An 18,927-nucleotide genomic window follows, 5' to 3' on the forward strand; every position below is an offset into this window, starting at 1 on the left:
CTTAATCATGTTTCTTCATCATCCGCCCGACGTTACGGAGGCAAATATGTTTCAGGATATTCGCATCAGGACCAAGCTCATTTTCAGCTTCATTCTATTGTCACTGCTGGTGCTGGCGATAGGTTCTGCAGGGTTTCTGAGTTTGAATGCCAGCAATAATTCCATCAAGACTGTATATGACGACAGGCTGGTAGCGCTGGGCCAACTGGATGGTGTGATACGCCTGATCATGAGAAACCAGGTCATCACTGCCAAGGCCATCACCGATGATCCGGAAAAAGCGTCTGCCCACATTGCCGCTGTTGAAGCGGGCAAGGCTGAGGCGAGCAAGATCTGGGGTGAATACATGGCGACTTATCTGACGCCAGAAGAAAAAGTCCTGGCAGACCAGTTTGCGGCAAGGCGCAAACTATTTCTGGAAGAGGGTTTGAATCCTACTCTAGCAGCGCTGAAAAATAAGGACATGGATGCGGCTTCAAAATTATTCCATGGCAAAGTAGATCCCTTGTTTTTATCCATGAAAGAATCCATGGATGGGCTCATACAATTGCAGCTCAGCGTAGGCAAGTCTGAGTATGAAGCTTCGCAAAGTTTCTTCCGTAGCTTCCAGGTATTTGCGGCCTTGTTCATTGTATTGTCCGTGCTGTTTGCGTATGCCATGGGTGTGTGGCTGGTGCGCAGTATTTCCCGCCCCTTGAACTACGCGATTGATATCGCCAACAACATTGCTGCTGGTGATTTGCGTCAGGAAATCAAGATCAGCTCCAAAGATGAGGCAGGTGAGTTATTGCAAGCCTTGTTCAATATGAACCAGAGCCTGATCAACATTGTCAGCCAGGTCAGGACCAGTACTGACACGATTTTCACCGCATCGAACGAGATAGCCGCCGGTAACCTGGATTTGTCTGAGCGCACTGAAAGCCAGGCCAGCTCACTCGAAGAAACAGCTTCATCAATGGAAGAGCTGACGTCAACCGTGCAGCATAATGCCGCCAGTGCTTCACAAGCCAATCAACTGGTGATGTCTTCATCTGACTTTGCCAGCAAGGGCGGCGATGTGGTCGGGCAAATGGTGAGTACCATGGGTGCAATCAAGGATAGTTCACGCAAAATTGTCGATATCATCGGCGTCATCGATGGCATCGCCTTCCAGACCAATATCCTAGCCTTGAATGCTGCGGTGGAGGCGGCCAGGGCAGGGGAGCAGGGGCGCGGTTTTGCTGTGGTCGCGTCTGAAGTGCGCAACCTCGCGCAAAGATCAGCCAGTGCTGCCAAAGAGATCAAGCAATTGATCGGTGACTCTGTGGCTAAAGTCGATGCCGGTACGGCGCTGGTGGATGAAACCGGCGTCACCATGGACCAGATCGTGACATCCGTCAAACAGGTCGCTGAGATCATGAGTGAAATTGCCGCCGCAGGGGGCGAACAAAGCCGGGGCATAGAACAGGTGAATGTGGCGATCACACAGATGGATCAGGTGACCCAGCATAATGCCGCTCTGGTGGAAGAAGCGGCCGCAGCTGCCCAGAGCCTGCTTGAGCAGGCAGATAATCTGCATCAGGTGGTGGGTGTGTTCAAGGTCGCAGGTCTGCCCGAGGGCGGCAATGTCATCAAGACCGGTAAGTTCAAAAAGGCAGAAGCCGCCAACCAAGACCAGCGCAAGACTTTGCGTCTGGGCTGAATAGCGGGCGGAATATTTACTTTAGTGCGGACTGCAAATAAAAGAGCCTGCCTGATGTTGATCAGACAGGCTCTTTTGTTAAGGCTAGGCTTAATTGTCGAGCTTGAAATTAAATTCCAGCAAAGTGGTCAGTGGCTTGGAAATCGGCGCGTATTTCCATTGAGACGCAGCAGCAATCACTTCCCTGTCAAAATGCTTGGGTGGATTGGCTTTGACAATTTCTACCTGCGAGACCTTGCCATCCGTATCAATATGCACGCGCGCGCTGACTACACCTGAGGTGATGCCTGCGCGTACTGCAGTGCTGGGGTATTTGGGCTGTACGCTGGAGACGACTTTTAAAGTCAGGTTTTCAACCGGTGCCGCAACTGGTGCAGGCTTTGGTGCAGCAGCGACTACTGGCGGTGGCGTTTCTACCGGCTTGGGGGCAGCGGCGACAGGTACCGGGGCAGGTGCGGTAGCCGTTGCTGATGCCGCTTTAGGCGCGTCTTTTACCTTGGCTGCCAGGGCTTTTGCTTCTGCTGCCGCTTTTGCATCCTTGGCGTCTTTAGCCTCTTTTGCTTCTTTGGCCTCTTTAGCTTCTTTCGCCAGTTTTTCTTCTTTGGCGATTTGCGCGGCTGACTTGTTGGATGCCATATCCATCCACTTCGTCACATCGGCAGTATCAGCATGTTTGACTGGATTTTTTACCAGACCAGTTGGCATGGCTGTCGATGAGGGTGCCTCTGGTGCACTGGCAACAGGAGCAGGCTCCGGTGTTTTTTGGCAGGCAGTAATGAGCAAGGCACTGGATGCCAGGCTGAAAGTGAGAAATGATAACTTCCCTGTTGTTTTAGTAACTACCGTTTTCATATTACTCCAGACAAAAGACCGTTTTTAAAGCTAAAGTTAAATCAAGCAATCGGCTATATCGCAGCGAAAAGAATGTTCGCATGAAAATAGTGCATTTCAAAATAAATGCAATAAATTGGTGCAAAATCATTTTGCTCGCTGCGCAGGAAATTTTCACAAATCCGAACGGCTATCCTGCCATGGATGTAGGCACTTAGCAATATTCAAATCACAGATGTGATTGAAATCATGAAAATTCAGCGATCAAAATGGCATAAATTTCGTATATCTATGCATTATTTATGCCAAATGCAGGCTAAATCATTTAATTGATAATAATGATGAAAAAAAGCCAACTTCTTGCGAAGCTGGCTTGTAGTATTGTTACGAGATTATGTTAATTTTGTTTAGTGCTAAACAGGATTTATTCTGGTCAGGATTTTCCGAACACTTCATTCAATTGCTGCGTTACGCGGATGAAGGTGGTGCGCTTGGTCAGTTCCTTGAGTTTGTGCGCGCCCACATAAGTGCAGGCAGAGCGCACGCCACCGAGTATGTCCTGCAAGGTTGTTTCCACCGGGCCGCGGTAAGGGATCAATACTTCCTTGCCTTCTGACGCACGGTATTTGGCAACGCCACCTGCGTACTTGTCCATTGCAGCGCGACTGCTCATGCCGTAGAAGCGTTTGAATTGCTGACCATCACGTTCTACCAGATCGCCAGCACATTCATCATGACCAGCCAGCATGCCACCCAGCATGATAAAGTCGGCACCGGCACCAAAAGCCTTGGCCAGATCACCTGGTACGACACAGCCACCGTCTGCGCAAATCTGCCCGCCCAGGCCATGCGCAGCATCAGCACATTCAATCACTGCTGATAATTGCGGATAACCCACACCCGTCATTTTGCGCGTTGTGCAGACTGAGCCCGGGCCTATGCCCACCTTGACGATGTCGGCACCGGCCAGTATCAGTTCTTCAGTAATATCGCCGGTCACCACATTGCCTGCCATGATGGTCAGGTGTGGATAAGTGGTACGCACTTTTTTGACGAAATTGATAAAGCCCTCGGTATAACCGTTCGCCACATCGATGCAGACATATTCTATGGCATTCTGGGCGCGCGCCATGACGGCAGAGAATTTCTCAAAATCGGACTGGGTAATACCCATGGAATAAAAGGCCGTCGATTTCTTTTGCAAAGCAGAGAAATAATCGACCAGCGCGTCTTCATCATAATGCTTGTGCAGGGCGACCGATAACTGATGCGGGTCCAGTGCGGCGGCCATTTCCATGGTGCCGGTAGAGTCCATGTTCGCAGCAATGATGGGGATGCCGTGATAAGTCTTGCGGGAATGATGGAAAACGAATTCGCGTTCCAGATTGACTTGAGAGCGCGAGGTGAGGGTGGACCGTTTGGGACGTATCAAAACATCCTTGAAATCCAGCCTGAGGGTTTCTTCTATATGCATAACGACTCCATAATGCGTCTGGCGGACGCGGGAAGTGACAACCCTGGCAGCAAAGCTGACTAAGTTGTTGAGCCGTACTTGAGTATAGTGCAAAAAAATCCGGAATCATCATTTGAATTTGATATGGACCTTATCATCCGTTTCGTATTCTGGATATCCCTGATATTGTCAAGCTGACATGCTGGTCAGCTTGCCTTTTTATTGTGTCGCTAATGATTCGTTAATGTGTGGTTAATGTGTGGTTAATGTGGTCAAAGCGCCCATGGTGGCGTGAATGTCTTGCCATCTTCCAGCACTGCCTCAGCCCCTACTGGCAAGATCGCCACGGCCCTGAAATTCTCATCGCTGGTCTTGCTGATTGAAAAACGGGTATGAGCAGGTACGATCAGGCATGCACCTGCACTTAGCGTGTGATGATTGTCTCCCATACTGACCTTTGCCGTTCCTGAAAGGCAGATAAATATCTCTTCACGTGTCAGTTGGTGCGCGACGCCGGGTTTGTTGGCACTTAGTTCAACGATCCAGGCTGAATTTTCTGTTGAGCCGCGGCTGGGGGATGCAAGGCCAGTGAATGTGGCCTCATGCATGCTAAAAACTTTGGCAGATGATGCGTCGATCAGATTCATAATTTCCTCATATGATATAATTCACCAAAGATTATAAACCTAGGTGAATTAAATTACCATGCAAGAAAATATGGATCTGGGCGTATTGCTGAATCTGGCTTTTGGCAGCTTCAAAGAACAATTGCATCAACATCTGGCACAGCAAGGCTATGCCGATGTCGGCAGTTCTTTCGGCTATGTTTTTCGTTTGCTGGAGAATAATCCGCAAAACCTCAAGCAGCTTGCAGAAAGCCTGGGGATGACGCCACAGGGCGCGCTAAAAATCGTCAATGATATGGAAGCAAAAGCCTATGTGCGACGTGAAGACGACGCTACTGATGCAAGGGTGAGATTACTGCACCTGACGCCGCGTGCACTGGCCCTGATGAAGGTGGCGCGCGCCTTTCACCAGGAGTTTGAACATCGTTTAATTGGGAGCATGGGCGCAGGCAAAGTAAAAGCCATGCGCGCTGTGCTTGAGCAAATTACAGCTGACGCAGACTATGGTTTGCCCAAGCTGCGCCCACTGTAAGCAAGTCTGGTATTCAGTGGCAGGCAGCCTGGCCTTTATCTACCAGTGTCTGCCCTGGAACAGGCAAAAATTCCCACTCGTAGGACTTGGCATGCAGAGTCAGTTTCAATACGCCATAGGTAGAATTGTCGCGTAACTCGGTTGTTCCCTTGGGCAGGAACATCGGCGTCAGCTTCGCACCACCGGTACCAACGACAAAACTGCGCATGCCATTTTTGTCGTCCTTGTCGCCATTTGCATCAAGAGGGGCAAAGCGTTCGTAATCATGGTCGTGCGCGGCCAGCACGATATCTGCTTTGGCTGCTGCCAGCATGGCCCAGGCTTCCTGCATATTCTTGTTATTGCCATGGCCGCCAGAGCTATACACAGGGTGATGCCAGAAGGCCAGGGTGCAGCTTTGTTTATTGCTGTCCAGTTCGTCCTTCAACCATTTCAGTTGTACTTGCATCTGGGCCTGGTCCAGATTGCTGTTGAGCGAGAGGATGTACCATTTACCCAGACGGGTCGCATAGTAACCGCGGCGATCCGGGCCAGCCAGCTCACCAAAATAATTGTAATACCCCAAAGCCTTGGGCATGCCGTAATCATGATTACCCGGTGATGGCAGGGTTTTTTCCTTGAAGCGTCCCCAGGTGGGTTCATAGCAGTTGCTGAACTCTTCGGGTTTGCCGACTGGGTAAGTATTATCGCCCAGGGTAATCGCCCTGGCCGTGCTGTCTTTGGCAAGGCCGGCGGCAATCAGTTCTGCTGTCCTGGCAGCCATGCTTTCGACAGGTGGCCTTTTGCGACAGTCAGCAATGTCACCAGCCACATACACGGTGGCGCTGACAGATTTTTCAACAGGTTTTTTACTTGCCGGTTTGGTCTTTTCGCTTGCATGTGCAGGCAAAATAAACAGGGTGGCAATACAAAAGGCCAGGATAGAAATACGCATGAAATTTTTTATTTGGTAAGGCTATGCCAGGTGCTGGCAAGAACAGGCGCGTATTTTACCTGTTCCTGCGGTTTGTCATTCAGTTTGCTATCAGCCACTATAGTTTTGCGGACCGCAAGCGCAGTGCATTGCTGATGACGGAGACCGAGCTCAGGCTCATCGCTGCGCTGGCGATCATGGGACTCAGCAGAATCCCGAACCATGGATACAGCAAGCCTGCTGCAATGGGCACGCCGACAAAGTTGTAAGCAAAGGCAAAGAACAGGTTTTGCCTGATGTTTTTCATGGCCTGCTGGCTTAAAGAGCGCGCTTTGACTATGCCGCGCAAATCACCTTTGACCAGCACTACATGAGCGCTATGCATGGCAACATCGGTGCCGTTACCCATGGCAATGCCGACATCGGCCTGCGCCAGCGCAGGTGCGTCATTGATACCGTCGCCAGCCATGGCAACTGTGCGCCCCTGTGACTGCAATTCCTGCACGATGCGGAATTTGTCTGCGGGCAGCAAGTCTGCGCGCACATCGTCGAGCCCAAGTTGTTTTGCCACTGCCTGCGCAGTCCTGATGTTATCACCTGTCAGCACGATGATGTGTATGCCCTGCTGCTGCAATTGAGTGATGGCTTCTTTGCTGTTGCTCTTGATCTTGTCTGCGACGCTGAGCAGGGCGACGGCTTTTTGTGCTACTGCCAGCAGCATGACGGTATGTCCCTGTGCTTGCAGATCATTGATTTTTGATTCAAAGCCTGGCAGCGCTATGGCATGTTCTTTCAACAGCGCAGGGTTACCGAGCAAGACCGTCTTGCCATCCATCGTGGCGCTGACACCCTTGCCTGTGATGGACGTAAAATCGCTGATGGCAATGGGCTTTGCACCGCGAGTCATTGCATAGCTGACGATGGCATGGGCAACTGGATGTTCACTGCGTTGTTCCAGCGCCATGGCCAGCGCCAGCAAGTCTGTTTCTGATTCGCCGCTGGCGATGCTGAAGTGTTGCAGTGTGGGTTTGCCCTCTGTCAGCGTGCCGGTTTTGTCTATCAGCAGGGTATCGATTTTTTCCAGTCTCTCAAGTGCCTCTGCATCCTTGATCAGCACACCATCACGGGCACCACGGCCTATGCCCACTGTGACCGATATCGGCGTGGCCAGGCCAAGTGCACAAGGGCAGGCAATGATCAGCACCGATACTGCAGCCATCAAACCATTCGCCATCCCCGGTGCTGGCCCCCACACTGCCCATGCGATAAAGGCCAGCACGGCTGCTGCAATTACACCCGGTACAAACCAGCCAGAGACCTGATCCGCCAGCTTCTGGATAGGTGCGCGTGAACGCCCGGCCTGGTTCACCAGATTGATGATGCTGGCCAGCAGGGTATCCTTGCCTATGCGTTCAGCCCGCATGCTGAAGCTGCCTTGCTGGTTGATGGTACCGGCACTGACTTTGTCACCGGCCTGTTTGCTGACGGGCAGTGGTTCACCTGTCAGCATGGCTTCATCGACATTGCTATGACCATCCAGCACGACACCATCAACAGGGATATGCGCACCCGGCTTGATACGCAAGTTGTCGCCAGTCTGTACTTCATCAAGAGCAATTTCTTTTTCGCTGCCGTCAACAGCAATGCGTATCGCCGTTGCAGGTGTCAAACCCAATAATGCCTTGATCGCTGCATTGGTTTGCGAGCGTGCCCGTAATTCCAGCACCTGTCCCAGCAATACCAAGGTAATGATGACGGCTGCGGCTTCAAAATACAGCGGTGCCATACCATCCATCTTGAAGGCTGCAGGCAGTATATCTGGCAACAACAAAGCCACCAGGCTGAATACATAAGCTGCAGCAGTGCCCACACCTATGAGGCTGAACATATTCAGATGCCCGGTCTTGAAGGACGCCAGCGCACGCTCAAAAAAAGGCAGGCCAGCCCATAGCACCACAGGTGTCGCCAGGATGAATTGCAGCCAGTTGAACACCGTCATGCCCAGCAGGTGATGGAGCGATATGCCAGGCAGCATGTCACCCATGGTCATGATCAGCAGCGGCAAACTCAGTACCAGACTGAATTTGAAGCGCCGCGACATATCATCAAGCTCGCTGGTGTCCTCTTCTGCCGAAGCTTCCTTGGGTTCCAGCGCCATGCCACACAGCGGGCAAGTGCCCGGACCCACCTGTTCTATTTCCAGATGCATGGGGCAGGTGAATATCGCATCCTTGGCTACTGGTTTTGGGGCAGGTCGTCTGGCCGGGTCCAGCCAGGCAGCAGGGTCTTTGCGAAATTTTTCCAGACAAGCATTGCAGCAAAAATAATAATTTTGCCCATCATGTTCAAACTGGTGCTGGCTTTGGGCATTGACGCGCATGCCGCAGACTGGGTCTTTGTGTTCGCCATTGGCATCGCTTTGCATGGCACCGCTGTTCACTTTGCCCAGGCCTATCACTTTCTTGGCCTTGACATAGTTTTGTGGCGCCGCATTGAACTTGCTGACGCAGGACGTGCTGCAAAAATAATAGGCGACACCTTGAAAACGGGCTGTTTTCTCATTGTTCTTGCTGACTTGCATGCCGCACACGGGGTCAGTGTATTTTTTTTCCTGAATTGCAGTTGGCTGCTCGTCATGCTTGTGCCCGCAACAATTGTCGCCATGTTCGTGGGTGGTGTGATCCTGGGTCATGGATGATGCTCCCGTACAGATAAAATGATATTGCCTTATCATAGACTCCGTACCCAAGAACAGAGTCAAGGATTATTTAGCGATGTCTGATGCAGATCAATATACGATAGGGCAACTGGCCAAGGCAGCGGGCGTAGGGGTAGAAACCATACGCTATTACCAGCGCCGCGATTTGTTGCCCGTACCCGAAGTCGCCAGCGGTTTCAGAACCTATCCTGCTAGCTTGGCAGAACGCATACGCTTTATCAAAAGGGCGCAGGAGTTGGGTTTCAGCCTCGATGAAATCGCCAATTTGCTGATGCTGGAAGATGGTAATGACAGACAGGCTATACGCGATGTCGCGCACGAGCGTTTGTTGCAAGTAAAGGCCAAGCTGGCCGACCTGCACAGGATGGAAGATATGTTGACCGAACTGATACATCAATGCGCATCATCAACTGAACAGGCGCAGTGCCCGATTATCCAGGCGCTGGCAAGTGATAAGCCGGCAGACGCAAAAGCTTGCCAGCATTGAGATAGATGGGCCGGGGCCAGACTTGCTTATTCTCCGCTGGCGACCCAGTCCGGTTGCTCGGTCTGTACATAATGGATCAAGGCGTCAACGACCAAGGGGTCAAACTGCTTGCCGCTCCTGGATTTGATGTAGGCAATGGTGTCTTCGAGCGACCATGGTTCCTTGTAGGGGCGGCGGTGCAGCAAGGCATCAAACACATCAACAACTGCTACTATGCGTGCCGACAGGGGGATTTCTTCTCCCTTCAGTTTGCGCGGATAACCCTGGCCATCAAAATGCTCGTGGTGGCTACCAGCAATCTGTGAGCCATAAGTCAGGTAACTGACGCCATCGACCATGGTGGCGGCACGCGCCAATACGGTTTCACCCGCCAGTGCATGGTATTCCATAATGATGCGTTCATTCTTGTCATGTCCGCCTGCTTTCAGCAGCACGGCATCCGGCGTTGCCACCTTGCCCACATCATGCAAGATGCTGGCGATGCCCACCATTTCCATGAATTGCGGTGTCAGGTCAGTGGCAAAATCATTGCGCCGCTTGAGTTCATTGGCAATCGCATTCGTCAGCCTGCAAACTCGCTGCACATGGCCGCCTGTATCGGTGTCGCGTGATTCTGCCAGGTCAGTCAAAGCCACTACCGAGGCTTCCTGGGCCTTTTGCAATTGCTCATTGACATAGCGGTTATCAAAGGCAGCAGCAATGCGGTCACAGAATAATTCCAGCAAGTCGCGCTGCATTTGCCCCAGCGGCCAGGGTGGTGTTACCAATATCGCAAATTCATGGCCTTGCCGGGTGTGAATGAACAAGACATCGGCAGGATGCTGGAACTGGCTTTTCTTTTCGTTGAAGGCTTTTTCTACGATGGCCGTCCATTCGCAATCCTGTGGCAATTTGTCCAGGCCTGAAAAATCACTATAGGTACCGGTCGCCGCAATGATGCTGGCTTGCAGGTTGCCGCCAGGGTTGCCTACCGGATTGCGTGACAGGCATAAAACACCATCGGCACCAACATCGAGTATGGCACCAATCTGGTTGAGCACACCACTGGCAAATTCCTTCAACGACTTCAACTCATACAGGTTGGCAGATGCCTGCAATATGCGCGTCAAACCTATGCGGCTGCGCTCTATCGACAGCAAGCCTTCATAAGCGCGCAAGGACGCGATGACGGTTGTGAACAGGCGCTGGGTAGTCAGTTCGGTCTTGGTTTTATAGTCATTGATATCGTAATCGACGATGACACTTTTCTCCGGTGCCTGGCCAGGCTGGCCAGTGCGCAGGACGATGCGTACCAGTTGATTTTTTAACTCTTCGCGTATACGTTTGACGAGACGCAGGCCAGCGTCATCGGTTTCCATGACGACATCCAGCAAGATCAGATTGATGTCGTTTTCTTTACTTAAGATATCAAATGCTTCAGATGCACTGTGCGCTGACAATATATCCAGCGGGCGGCCCTTGAAGACGATATTGTTGAGGGCTAAACGGGTGACGGCGTGTATATCTTCTTCGTCATCGACGATGAGCAAGCGCCAGGGGTGGGATTCAAATGAGGTGTCCAGTTGCTCTTGAGACTTGTCATTATTTTCATCTTCAATGATCCAGTCTTCGTCTGATCCCTGTTCGTGACTCATACACTCCCCCGATCATGTGCACTGCAACATCATTTGTGGTCAGAAGAACGCCTGGCATCGCTTCTTTCCTGAGAATTTATTATGCCAGCAATTCTTTAAACATGCCCTCCAGCATTATTTTTTTATGTGGTATTTGACAGACATTCACATTGCTGTCTAAGTGGTAAAGGTTTGTCTGGTTGACGAAGTCTGTAGATGCAAACGATGCAATACCATATCGACAATGAGTGTCTCTGCTTCTTCAAAATCATTCTCATTCAGAGGGCTATGTCCAAGCACAAGACTCATCTGCGCAGCAAAGTCAGCATACGACTGCGTCATCGCCCAGATGGAAAATAATAGATGTGTCGTATTCACTGCGGCGATTTTTCCAGCCGCCATCCAGGCTTCAAAAACGGCTATATCTTTTTGCAATAAGGGCAGTATTTTATTGCGCATGGTCTCGGCATAGACAGGTGCACCGCTGATGACTTCCATCGCATATACGCGAGATGCCTGTGGTTGTTCACGCGAGAAACGCAGTTTGGCACGTATGTAATTGCCAAGTAATGTCGCCGGGTCATGGTCGGGGTCTGCCAGGATATTCATGCGGTCCAGCCACTGATCCAGCACCTGGTCCAGCACCTTTTCATACAGAATTTGCTTGGTCGGGAAGTAGTACAGCAAATTCTGTTTCGACAGGCCAGCCCGCTCGGCAATCGATGCCAGTGCCGTACCTGCATAACCAGCTTCAGCAAATACCTCAACCGCCGCCTGCATGATGCGGGCTTGCAGCGCATCGCGTGAGCGCGTGAGTTTGTCTGGCGCTCTATCCATGACGCTGCTTCATCAAGAAGTTTTTCAATGCTTCATCACCGCTGTAAGCGATATTGAAGCGGAACCATGGGTGGTCGCTGGTGCGAAGGCTAAAGAATTCGTCCGGTGCCAACAAGATGCCTTCCTGCAAAGCTAGACGTGAAATCTCGCTGGCACTGGCCTTGCTGTCTTTCCAGCCCGCACTGATGAACATGCCGCCGCGTGGTTCTGCCAGTGGTGTCAAGCCTGCGGCCAACAGCATATCCATGCTGGCATTGCGTGAGGTTTCCAGTTGCCGCTTGAGCTTTTCCAGCATGCGCCGGTACAGGCGCGAACTGATTGCATGTAGCACCGCGCGTTCATTGATTTCAGATGTCGTCAAACCTGCCAGCATCTTCACCCTCAACAGTTCTCCTATCAGCGAATGCGATGCGCAGACTGAGCCTACGCGCAGGGTAGGGGAGAGCGTCTTGGAAAAGCTGCCTACCCGTATTACGCGACGCAAACCATCCATCGCGGCCAGTGATGGTTCGGGGCGCGGGCATAGCTCGCGGTAAATATCATCTTCAACCAGCCAGAAATCAAACTGTTCAGCCAGTGCCAGCAAGCGGTGTGCCTGTGACTGGGAGAGGCTTGTACCCAGCGGGTTTTGCAAGACAGTATTCACAAACATCAGCTTGGGCTGATGCAGCAGGGCTTTTTCCATGAGGCTGTCAAGGTTCAGGCCTTTTTCATCGCGGGCTATGCCTATCGGTATGCAGCCGTGGTGGCGTATCAGGGATAGCAGATTGCTATAACCCGGGTCTTCAACCAGTACAGTGTCACCGGGTTTGCACAGCGTACGCAGGATGAGGTCAAAGCCATGAGTAGCACCATGGGTCAGCAAAATCTGTTCAGAATCAACACTGAACAATTCCTGCGACAGGCTGCTGGCCAGGTGCTGGCGCAAGCTGGGGAAACCCAGCGGGTTGCCATAGCCACGCAGGCGCTGGGTAGGAATGCGCATCGATTGCTTCAAGGCATCGAGCAAAATATCATCGCCATACCATTCTGGCGGCAACCAGCCTGAACCCACGGGCAGGGCGCTCGATACGCCAGAATACAAATCCGGGCTTAAGGCATCCAGCGCACTGGGTATGACAGCTTGCGCCATGGGTTGCGGTGTACAGGCCGGTTTGGTGACAAAATAACCAGAGCCGCGACGTGAGCTCAGCAAGCCCAGGGTAATCAGGCGCTCGTAAGATTCCACAACTGTAAAGGTACTGACTGCATTACATTTGGCAAATTGCCGTACGGACGGCATCTTGCTGCCCTGCGCCAGGTCATTCTGGCGCACCAAACGGCTTACTTCCTGCACGATCTGCTCTACCAGGCTGGCCTGGCGGCTACGCTCCAGCGACAGTTGCGGCCAGATCGGACTTTGCTCTACTACCTGCTGTTCTTTTACGGCGTCCATGCTTGCTCCTCGCTGAACATAAATTGTGCAAACGCACGTAACTGTTATGTTCTGGCTACCAATACGGTTGGATGAAATTAAACTGGCTGTATATGTCATTACTGCATATGCTTATTTAGCATTTCAGCATATTTTTACCACTTGGTAAATTGTTTTCAGTGTCAAGGAGAAGCCCATGCTCAGCAAACAACAACTCAATTCTTACTGGATGCCTTTCACGGCCAACCGTGACTATAAAGAGGCTCCGCGTCTGGTGGCTTCTGCCTCTGGCATGTACTACCGCGACCAGAATGGCCGCGAAATACTCGACGGTACGGCAGGCCTGTGGTGCGTGCCGCTGGGGCATTCCCATCCAACTGTGGTGAAAGCGGTACAAGATGCGGTCGCGACCCTGGATTACGCACCCGCCTTCCAGATCGGCCACCCACAAGCCTTTGAGCTGGCAGAACAGTTGATCGACTATAGCGGCCACAAGTTTGGCCAGGTGTTTTATACCAATTCCGGCTCGGAAGCTGTTGATACCGCCATGAAAATGGTGCTGGCTTACCACCGCAGCCGTGGCGAAGCCCAGCGCACCCGTTTCATCAGCCGCGAACGCGCCTACCACGGCGTAGGCTTTGGCGGCATGTCACTCGGTGGCTTGCCAGCCAACCGCAAGCAGTTTGGTACCTTGCTGGCCGGTGTTGATTACCTGCCGCATACCCACAACCTGGAAAAGAATGCCTTCACCCGTGGCTTGCCAGAATACGGCACTCACCTTGCAGATGAACTCGAACGCCTGATTGCCCTGCACGATATCTCCACCATCGCTGCCGTCATCGTTGAACCGCTGGCTGGCTCCGCTGGCGTCATCCTGCCATCCAAAGGTTATCTGAAACGCCTGCGTGAGCTTTGCGACAAGCATGGCATCCTGCTGATATTTGATGAAGTCATCACCGGTTTTGGCCGCATGGGTACACCGTTTGCATCTGACTTCTTTGGCGTCACGCCTGACTTCATGACGACGGCCAAGGGCCTGACCAATGGTGTCGTACCCATGGGCGCGGTGTTCAGCCATCAAAAAATATACGACGCATTGATGGAAGGCCCTGCAGGCATAGAACTGTTCCACGGTTATACCTATTCCGGTCACCCACTGGCTGTTGCTGCTGGTCTGGCTTCCCTCAAAGTCTTCAAGGAAGAAAAAGTGCTGGAACATGCACAAAGCATGACTGCCTATTGGGAAGATGGCCTGCATTCCCTGAAAGGCTTGCCGCACGTCATAGATTTGCGCAATGTCGGCCTGATCGGTGCGATAGAGCTTGAATCCATGCCCGGCAAAGTCGGCGCACGCGCCATGGCCGCCTACAAAAAAGCCTTTGCCGAAGGCGTACTGGTACGCACGACTGGCGACATCATCGCCATGTCACCTCCGTTGATTTTGGAGAAAAAACACGTAGACCAGCTGTTCGGCAAACTGCACGACATTTTGAAACACCTCGATTAATCCGGCGAACATCATGACCACATATCAAGTCAATCATTACATCAACGGCGAGCTGCATCAAAGCGTGCAGCCACGCTTTGCTGATATTTATAATCCGGCACTCGGTTCGGTGCAAGGCCAGGTCGCATTGGGCAGCGAGCAGGACGTTAATCTGGCAGTTGCCGCAGCAGCAAAGGCTTTTCCTGCATGGTCAAACACGCCAGCCTTGTCACGCGCCCGCGTGCTCATGGCTTACCTGAACCTGCTGCAACAGCATACCGATGAATTTGCCAATCTTCTGACCAAGGAACATGGCAAGACCCTGGCCGATGCCAAGGGCGAAGTCGCACGCGGCATAGAAGTGGTGGAGTTTGCGATAGGCATACCACAACTGTTGAAGGGTGAATATTCCGAACAGATCGCCCGTGGCATCGATGCCTGCAGCATGCGCCAGCCGCTGGGTGTCGTTGCTGGTATCACGCCATTCAACTTCCCCGTCATGGTACCGATGTGGATGTTCCCTATCGCGATCGCCTGCGGTAATACCTTCGTGCTGAAACCGTCTGAGCGTGATCCGTCCGCATCCTTGCTGCATGCAAAATTGCTCAAGCAGGCAGGTTTGCCTGATGGTGTTTTCAATGTCGTACAGGGTGATAAAACTGTCGTTGATGCACTGCTTGATCATCCTGAAGTGCAGGCTATCAGCTTCGTCGGTTCGACACCAATTGCGCAGGCAATCTACGCACGTGGCTGTGCCAATGGCAAACGCGTGCAGGCACTCGGTGGCGCAAAAAATCATATGGTTGTCATGCCAGATGCTGATCTGGACATGGCAGTCGATGCCTTAATGGGTGCAGCCTATGGCTCTGCCGGTGAACGCTGCATGGCCATCTCGGTTGCAGTTGCTGTTGGTTCTGCGGCAGATGCCCTGGTTGATGCCATGGCAGCACGTGTTAAATCTCTCAAGATCAATAACGGCCTGGCACCGGATGCAGAAATGGGCCCGGTCATTACCCATGCCGCCAAAGAACGCATAGAAAGCCTGATCGGCGAAGGCGTGACAGAAGGCGCAAAACTGGTCGTTGATGGCCGCAACTTTACCGTGCCAGGTCACGAAGAAGGTTTCTTCTGCGGCGGTAGTCTGTTCGATCACGTTACGCCAGAAATGACCGTCTACAAACAGGAAATTTTTGGACCGGTCTTGTGCGTAGTGCGTGTGCCGGATATGGCAGCGGCGGCAGATCTCATCAACAAGCATGAATACGGCAATGGCGTTGCTGTATTCACCCGCGATGGCGGCACGGCGCGTGAATTCGTGCGCATGATACAGGTCGGCATGGTTGGCGTGAACGTACCTTTGCCTGTGCCTATGGCCTTCCATAGTTTTGGTGGCTGGAAGCGTAGCCTGTTTGGTGATCATCATATCTATGGGCCAGAAGGTGTGCGTTTTTACACACGCGTGAAAGCAGTCATGCAGCGTTGGCCAGATAGCATCAGTAAGGGCGCAGAGTTCTCCTTCCCGCAAAATAAATAGAGATGAACTTACACAAGCCTGCATCAATTCTGCACCAATTGCGTAAGTTTTTTGAGAGGTTTAGCTGTCACGAAACTTGCTTAGATAAATGCAGTAAAAACGAATTTAGTAATTAGAGATCGATTGGAGCCACCATGTTGGAAGCCCTTAAGCATTTACCCCAGGCAGAAGAAAGTCAGGAAACGCTGCGTTCGCATTTCACTGACTTGAATCCAGCACTGAACAAGCGCCAGGCAGCGATAGAAAGTGACCGCTGCCTCTATTGTTACGACGCTCCCTGCACCCGCATCTGTCCGTCAGAAATTGATGTGCCCAGCTTTATCCAGAATATTGCTGTCGGCAATATCAATGGTGCAGCCAAAGTTATTCTCGATCAAAACATACTCGGTGCAAGCTGCTCGCGCGTTTGCCCGACCGAGATTTTGTGCGAACATGCCTGCGTGCGCAATCATGATGCAGAAGGTGCACCAGTCAAGATCGGTCTGCTGCAACGCTTTGCACTCGACAATGCAAAGTTTGAACAGCATCCTTTCCAGCGCGCTGCCAGCACAGGTAAAAAGATCGCCATCGTTGGTGGTGGGCCAGCAGGTTTATCCTGTGCGCACAGACTGGCAACATTAGGTCATGATGTCGTGATTTTTGAAGCAAAGCAAAAATCCGGCGGCCTCAATGAATATGGTATCGCCAAATACAAACTGACAGAAGACAGCGCCCAGCGCGAGGTGGAATTCCTGCTGCAAATTGGCGGCATCAACGTCAAGCATGAACAGGTACTGGGCCAGAACCTGCACCTGGCAGACTTGCGCCGTGATTACGATGCAGTCTTCCTTGGCCTCGGCCTGGGTGCCAGCCGCCAGTTGGGCCTGACAGGTGAAGATGCACCTGGCCTGATGGCAGCGGTAGATTACATCGCCGAGCTGCGTCAGGCAGAAGACCTGAGCAAATTGCCGGTGCCCAAACAATGCATAGTCATCGGTGCCGGTAATACCGCCATCGACATGGCAGTCCAAATCGCCCGCCTTGGTGCAGAGCAGGTCACACTCGTGTACCGTCGTGGTGCAGAACATATGTCTGCGACACACCATGAACAAGACATCGCCAAAGCCAACCAGGTTCGCATCGTCACCTGGGCGCAACCGCAAGAAGTCTTGCGTGATGCAGAAGGCAAGGTCAGCGGCATGCGCTTTGCCCGCACCAAAGAAGTAGGTGGCAAATTGCAAGCCAGCGGCGCAACGATAGACATTCCCGCACAAGCCATTTTCAAGGCCATCGGCCAAAGCATGGACAACAGCAGCCTGTCTGATGATCTGGCAAAAGACCTGCAAAAGCAGAATGATAAAATCCATGTGGATGCGCAATACCGTACCAGCGTATCCGGTATTTATGCCGGTGGCGATTGTATCGCCGACGGGCAGGACCTGACCGTACAGGCAGTCCAACATGGCAAGCTGGCAGCGCTGGCGATTGATAATGATTTGAAAGCGAAGGTGTAATATGGCTGACCTCTCGATTAACTTTGCCGGCATCAAGGCACCCAATCCTTTCTGGCTGGCTTCTGCACCACCGACTGACAAGGCCTATAACGTCATCCGCGCTTTTGAAGCAGGTTGGGGCGGCGTAGTCTGGAAAACCCTGGGCGAAGACCCGCCACCGGTCAACGTCTCTTCGCGTTACTCTGCCCACTTTGGCAAGAACCGTGAAGTCATTGGCTTTAATAATATCGAACTGATCACCGACCGCAGCCTGGAAATCAACCTGCGCGAAATCACGCAAGTCAAAAAAGACTGGCCAGACCGCGCCATGATCGTGTCTTTGATGTACCCCTGTGAAGAAGAAAGCTGGGCACGCATCCTGCCACTGGTAGAAGCCACAGGTGCAGACGGCATAGAACTCAATTTCGGCTGTCCGCACGGCATGCCAGAACGCGGCATGGGCGCAGCCGTAGGGCAGGTGCCAGAATATGTGGAAATGATCACGCGCTGGTGCAAGAAGTATTGCTCACTGCCCGTCATCGTCAAGCTCACACCCAACATCACCGATGTGCGCGTGCCAGCCCGCGCTGCCTTCAATGGCGGCGCTGATGCCGTGTCGCTGATCAATACCATCAACTCCATCACGTCTATTGATCTGGACCAGATGATCGCCCGCCCCATCGTCGGCACGCAAAGCACGCATGGTGGTTACTGCGGTAGCGCAGTCAAGCCTATCGCTTTGAACATGGTGGCAGAAATCGCCCGTGACCCGGCCACCAAGGGCCTGCCTATCTCTGGCATAGGCGGCATAGGTAACTGGCGCGATGCGGCAGAGTTTCTGGCACTGGGTGCAGGCTCGGTGCAGGTCTGTACTGCTGCAATGCTGCATGGTTTCCGTATCGTCAAGGAAATGACAGATGGCCTGTCCCGCTGGATGGATGAAAAAGGCTATGAGCGCATCAGCGATTTTGCCGGTAAAGCCGTCGCCAATACCACAGACTGGAAATACCTGGACATGAACTATGCCGTCATTGCCGAGATCGACCAGGACAAATGCATACAATGCGGCCGCTGCTACATTGCCTGCGAAGACACATCGCACCAGTCCATTGCACAACTGATCGCCGAGAATGGCACCCGCAAATACGAAGTCATCAAGGAAGAATGCGTAGGCTGCAACCTCTGCCAGATCACCTGCCCGGTAGAACAGTGCATCACCATGGTGCCCCAGGCAACTGGCAAGCCATATATGAACTGGACGCAAGACCCACGCAACCCGCGTGCGGTGTTGAAATAGGTTTAAAACCACTCACCACAGAGGCACAGAGA

The 18,927-nt window shown here is 52.4% G+C and carries 15 protein-coding genes; 7 read left to right on the top strand and 8 right to left on the bottom strand.

Annotated elements, in window-relative coordinates; genetic code table 11:
• Positions 1 to 46: 46 nt before the first annotated feature.
• Positions 47 to 1,681: a methyl-accepting chemotaxis protein gene (locus tag ACO0LI_RS05045; protein WP_423031345.1), complete on the top strand. Its 1,635-nt coding sequence runs from the start codon at positions 47 to 49 to the stop codon at positions 1,679 to 1,681.
• A 90-nt stretch (positions 1,682 to 1,771) separates the two neighbouring features.
• Here the strand turns inward: ACO0LI_RS05045 and ACO0LI_RS05050 are convergent, their stop codons facing one another.
• The 3 genes from ACO0LI_RS05050 to ACO0LI_RS05060 all read right to left on the bottom strand — a co-directional run bounded on the left by ACO0LI_RS05050 (position 1,772) and on the right by ACO0LI_RS05060 (position 4,612).
• Entirely contained in the window at positions 1,772 to 2,533 is a 762-nt protein-coding gene (locus tag ACO0LI_RS05050; protein WP_423031347.1) for an energy transducer TonB, read from the bottom strand.
• 412 nt (positions 2,534 to 2,945) lie between these two features.
• Positions 2,946 to 3,986 (bottom strand): GMP reductase, encoded by a 1,041-nt coding sequence (locus ACO0LI_RS05055; RefSeq protein WP_422975379.1) that lies wholly within the window; start codon positions 3,984 to 3,986, stop codon positions 2,946 to 2,948.
• A gap of 251 nt (positions 3,987 to 4,237) precedes the next feature.
• A complete protein-coding gene (locus ACO0LI_RS05060) occupies positions 4,238 to 4,612 on the bottom strand; it encodes a cupin domain-containing protein (RefSeq protein WP_423031349.1) in 375 nt (124 codons plus the stop codon).
• A 58-nt stretch (positions 4,613 to 4,670) separates the two neighbouring features.
• Between ACO0LI_RS05060 and ACO0LI_RS05065 the strand changes: the two genes are divergently transcribed.
• Positions 4,671 to 5,123, top strand: coding sequence for a MarR family winged helix-turn-helix transcriptional regulator (locus ACO0LI_RS05065; protein WP_423031351.1), 453 nt, complete (start codon positions 4,671 to 4,673; stop codon positions 5,121 to 5,123).
• Positions 5,124 to 5,136: 13 nt separating this feature from the next.
• Here the strand turns inward: ACO0LI_RS05065 and ACO0LI_RS05070 are convergent, their stop codons facing one another.
• Positions 5,137 to 6,057, bottom strand: a complete 921-nt coding sequence (locus ACO0LI_RS05070) for a metallophosphoesterase family protein (protein WP_423031353.1) — start codon at positions 6,055 to 6,057, stop codon at positions 5,137 to 5,139.
• Positions 6,058 to 6,154: 97 nt separating this feature from the next.
• Positions 6,155 to 8,728: a heavy metal translocating P-type ATPase gene (locus ACO0LI_RS05075; RefSeq protein WP_423031355.1), complete on the bottom strand. Its 2,574-nt coding sequence runs from the start codon at positions 8,726 to 8,728 to the stop codon at positions 6,155 to 6,157.
• Positions 8,729 to 8,810: 82 nt separating this feature from the next.
• Here ACO0LI_RS05075 and ACO0LI_RS05080 point away from each other — a divergent pair, with 82 nt between their 5' ends.
• Positions 8,811 to 9,242 (top strand): MerR family transcriptional regulator, encoded by a 432-nt coding sequence (locus ACO0LI_RS05080; protein ID WP_423031357.1) that lies wholly within the window; start codon positions 8,811 to 8,813, stop codon positions 9,240 to 9,242.
• Between the two features lie 26 nt (positions 9,243 to 9,268).
• Here the strand turns inward: ACO0LI_RS05080 and ACO0LI_RS05085 are convergent, their stop codons facing one another.
• The 3 genes from ACO0LI_RS05085 to ACO0LI_RS05095 form a co-directional block, all read right to left on the bottom strand.
• Positions 9,269 to 10,876, bottom strand: coding sequence for a DUF3369 domain-containing protein (locus tag ACO0LI_RS05085; RefSeq protein WP_423031359.1), 1,608 nt, complete (start codon positions 10,874 to 10,876; stop codon positions 9,269 to 9,271).
• Positions 10,877 to 11,032: 156 nt separating this feature from the next.
• Positions 11,033 to 11,692 carry a TetR/AcrR family transcriptional regulator gene (locus ACO0LI_RS05090; RefSeq protein ID WP_423031361.1) on the bottom strand — a complete coding sequence of 220 codons (660 nt, stop codon included), beginning with the start codon at positions 11,690 to 11,692 and terminating at the stop codon, positions 11,033 to 11,035.
• Entirely contained in the window at positions 11,685 to 13,127 is a 1,443-nt protein-coding gene (locus tag ACO0LI_RS05095; RefSeq protein ID WP_423031363.1) for a PLP-dependent aminotransferase family protein, read from the bottom strand. Before ACO0LI_RS05095 ends, ACO0LI_RS05090 begins: the two co-directional genes overlap by 8 nt.
• Positions 13,128 to 13,302: 175 nt before the next feature.
• Between ACO0LI_RS05095 and ACO0LI_RS05100 the strand changes: the two genes are divergently transcribed.
• The 4 genes from ACO0LI_RS05100 to preA all read left to right on the top strand — a co-directional run bounded on the left by ACO0LI_RS05100 (position 13,303) and on the right by preA (position 18,895).
• Positions 13,303 to 14,613 (top strand): aspartate aminotransferase family protein, encoded by a 1,311-nt coding sequence (locus ACO0LI_RS05100; protein WP_423031365.1) that lies wholly within the window; start codon positions 13,303 to 13,305, stop codon positions 14,611 to 14,613.
• Positions 14,614 to 14,626: 13 nt separating this feature from the next.
• Complete coding sequence (locus ACO0LI_RS05105) at positions 14,627 to 16,126, top strand: CoA-acylating methylmalonate-semialdehyde dehydrogenase (RefSeq protein ID WP_423031367.1); 1,500 nt, start codon at positions 14,627 to 14,629, stop codon at positions 16,124 to 16,126.
• Positions 16,127 to 16,260: 134 nt separating this feature from the next.
• Positions 16,261 to 17,619, top strand: coding sequence for an NAD(P)-dependent oxidoreductase (locus ACO0LI_RS05110; protein WP_423031369.1), 1,359 nt, complete (start codon positions 16,261 to 16,263; stop codon positions 17,617 to 17,619).
• 1 nt (position 17,620) lies between these two features.
• Complete coding sequence (gene preA, locus ACO0LI_RS05115) at positions 17,621 to 18,895, top strand: NAD-dependent dihydropyrimidine dehydrogenase subunit PreA (RefSeq protein WP_423031371.1); 1,275 nt, start codon at positions 17,621 to 17,623, stop codon at positions 18,893 to 18,895.
• Positions 18,896 to 18,927: the final 32 nt, after the last annotated feature.

It is taken from the genome of Undibacterium sp. Tian12W (assembly GCF_049339405.1).
Taxonomy (GTDB): domain Bacteria; phylum Pseudomonadota; class Gammaproteobacteria; order Burkholderiales; family Burkholderiaceae_D; genus Undibacterium.

Excerpts from the sequence above, each read along its gene's own strand:
- ACO0LI_RS05100 (WP_423031365.1), top strand. The coding sequence starts at position 13,303 with ATGCTCAGCAAACAACAACTCAATTCTTACTGGATGCCTTTCACGGCC.
- ACO0LI_RS05075 (WP_423031355.1), bottom strand. The coding sequence starts at position 8,728 with ATGACCCAGGATCACACCACCCACGAACATGGCGACAATTGTTGCGGG.
- preA (WP_423031371.1), top strand. The coding sequence starts at position 17,621 with ATGGCTGACCTCTCGATTAACTTTGCCGGCATCAAGGCACCCAATCCT.
- ACO0LI_RS05090 (WP_423031361.1), bottom strand. The coding sequence starts at position 11,692 with ATGGATAGAGCGCCAGACAAACTCACGCGCTCACGCGATGCGCTGCAA.
- ACO0LI_RS05070 (WP_423031353.1), bottom strand. The coding sequence starts at position 6,057 with ATGCGTATTTCTATCCTGGCCTTTTGTATTGCCACCCTGTTTATTTTG.
- ACO0LI_RS05085 (WP_423031359.1), bottom strand. The coding sequence starts at position 10,876 with ATGAGTCACGAACAGGGATCAGACGAAGACTGGATCATTGAAGATGAA.
- ACO0LI_RS05045 (WP_423031345.1), top strand. The coding sequence starts at position 47 with ATGTTTCAGGATATTCGCATCAGGACCAAGCTCATTTTCAGCTTCATT.
- ACO0LI_RS05110 (WP_423031369.1), top strand. The coding sequence starts at position 16,261 with ATGTTGGAAGCCCTTAAGCATTTACCCCAGGCAGAAGAAAGTCAGGAA.
- ACO0LI_RS05095 (WP_423031363.1), bottom strand. The coding sequence starts at position 13,127 with ATGGACGCCGTAAAAGAACAGCAGGTAGTAGAGCAAAGTCCGATCTGG.
- ACO0LI_RS05055 (WP_422975379.1), bottom strand. The coding sequence starts at position 3,986 with ATGCATATAGAAGAAACCCTCAGGCTGGATTTCAAGGATGTTTTGATA.
- ACO0LI_RS05105 (WP_423031367.1), top strand. The coding sequence starts at position 14,627 with ATGACCACATATCAAGTCAATCATTACATCAACGGCGAGCTGCATCAA.
- ACO0LI_RS05065 (WP_423031351.1), top strand. The coding sequence starts at position 4,671 with ATGCAAGAAAATATGGATCTGGGCGTATTGCTGAATCTGGCTTTTGGC.
- ACO0LI_RS05050 (WP_423031347.1), bottom strand. The coding sequence starts at position 2,533 with ATGAAAACGGTAGTTACTAAAACAACAGGGAAGTTATCATTTCTCACT.
- ACO0LI_RS05060 (WP_423031349.1), bottom strand. The coding sequence starts at position 4,612 with ATGAATCTGATCGACGCATCATCTGCCAAAGTTTTTAGCATGCATGAG.
- ACO0LI_RS05080 (WP_423031357.1), top strand. The coding sequence starts at position 8,811 with ATGTCTGATGCAGATCAATATACGATAGGGCAACTGGCCAAGGCAGCG.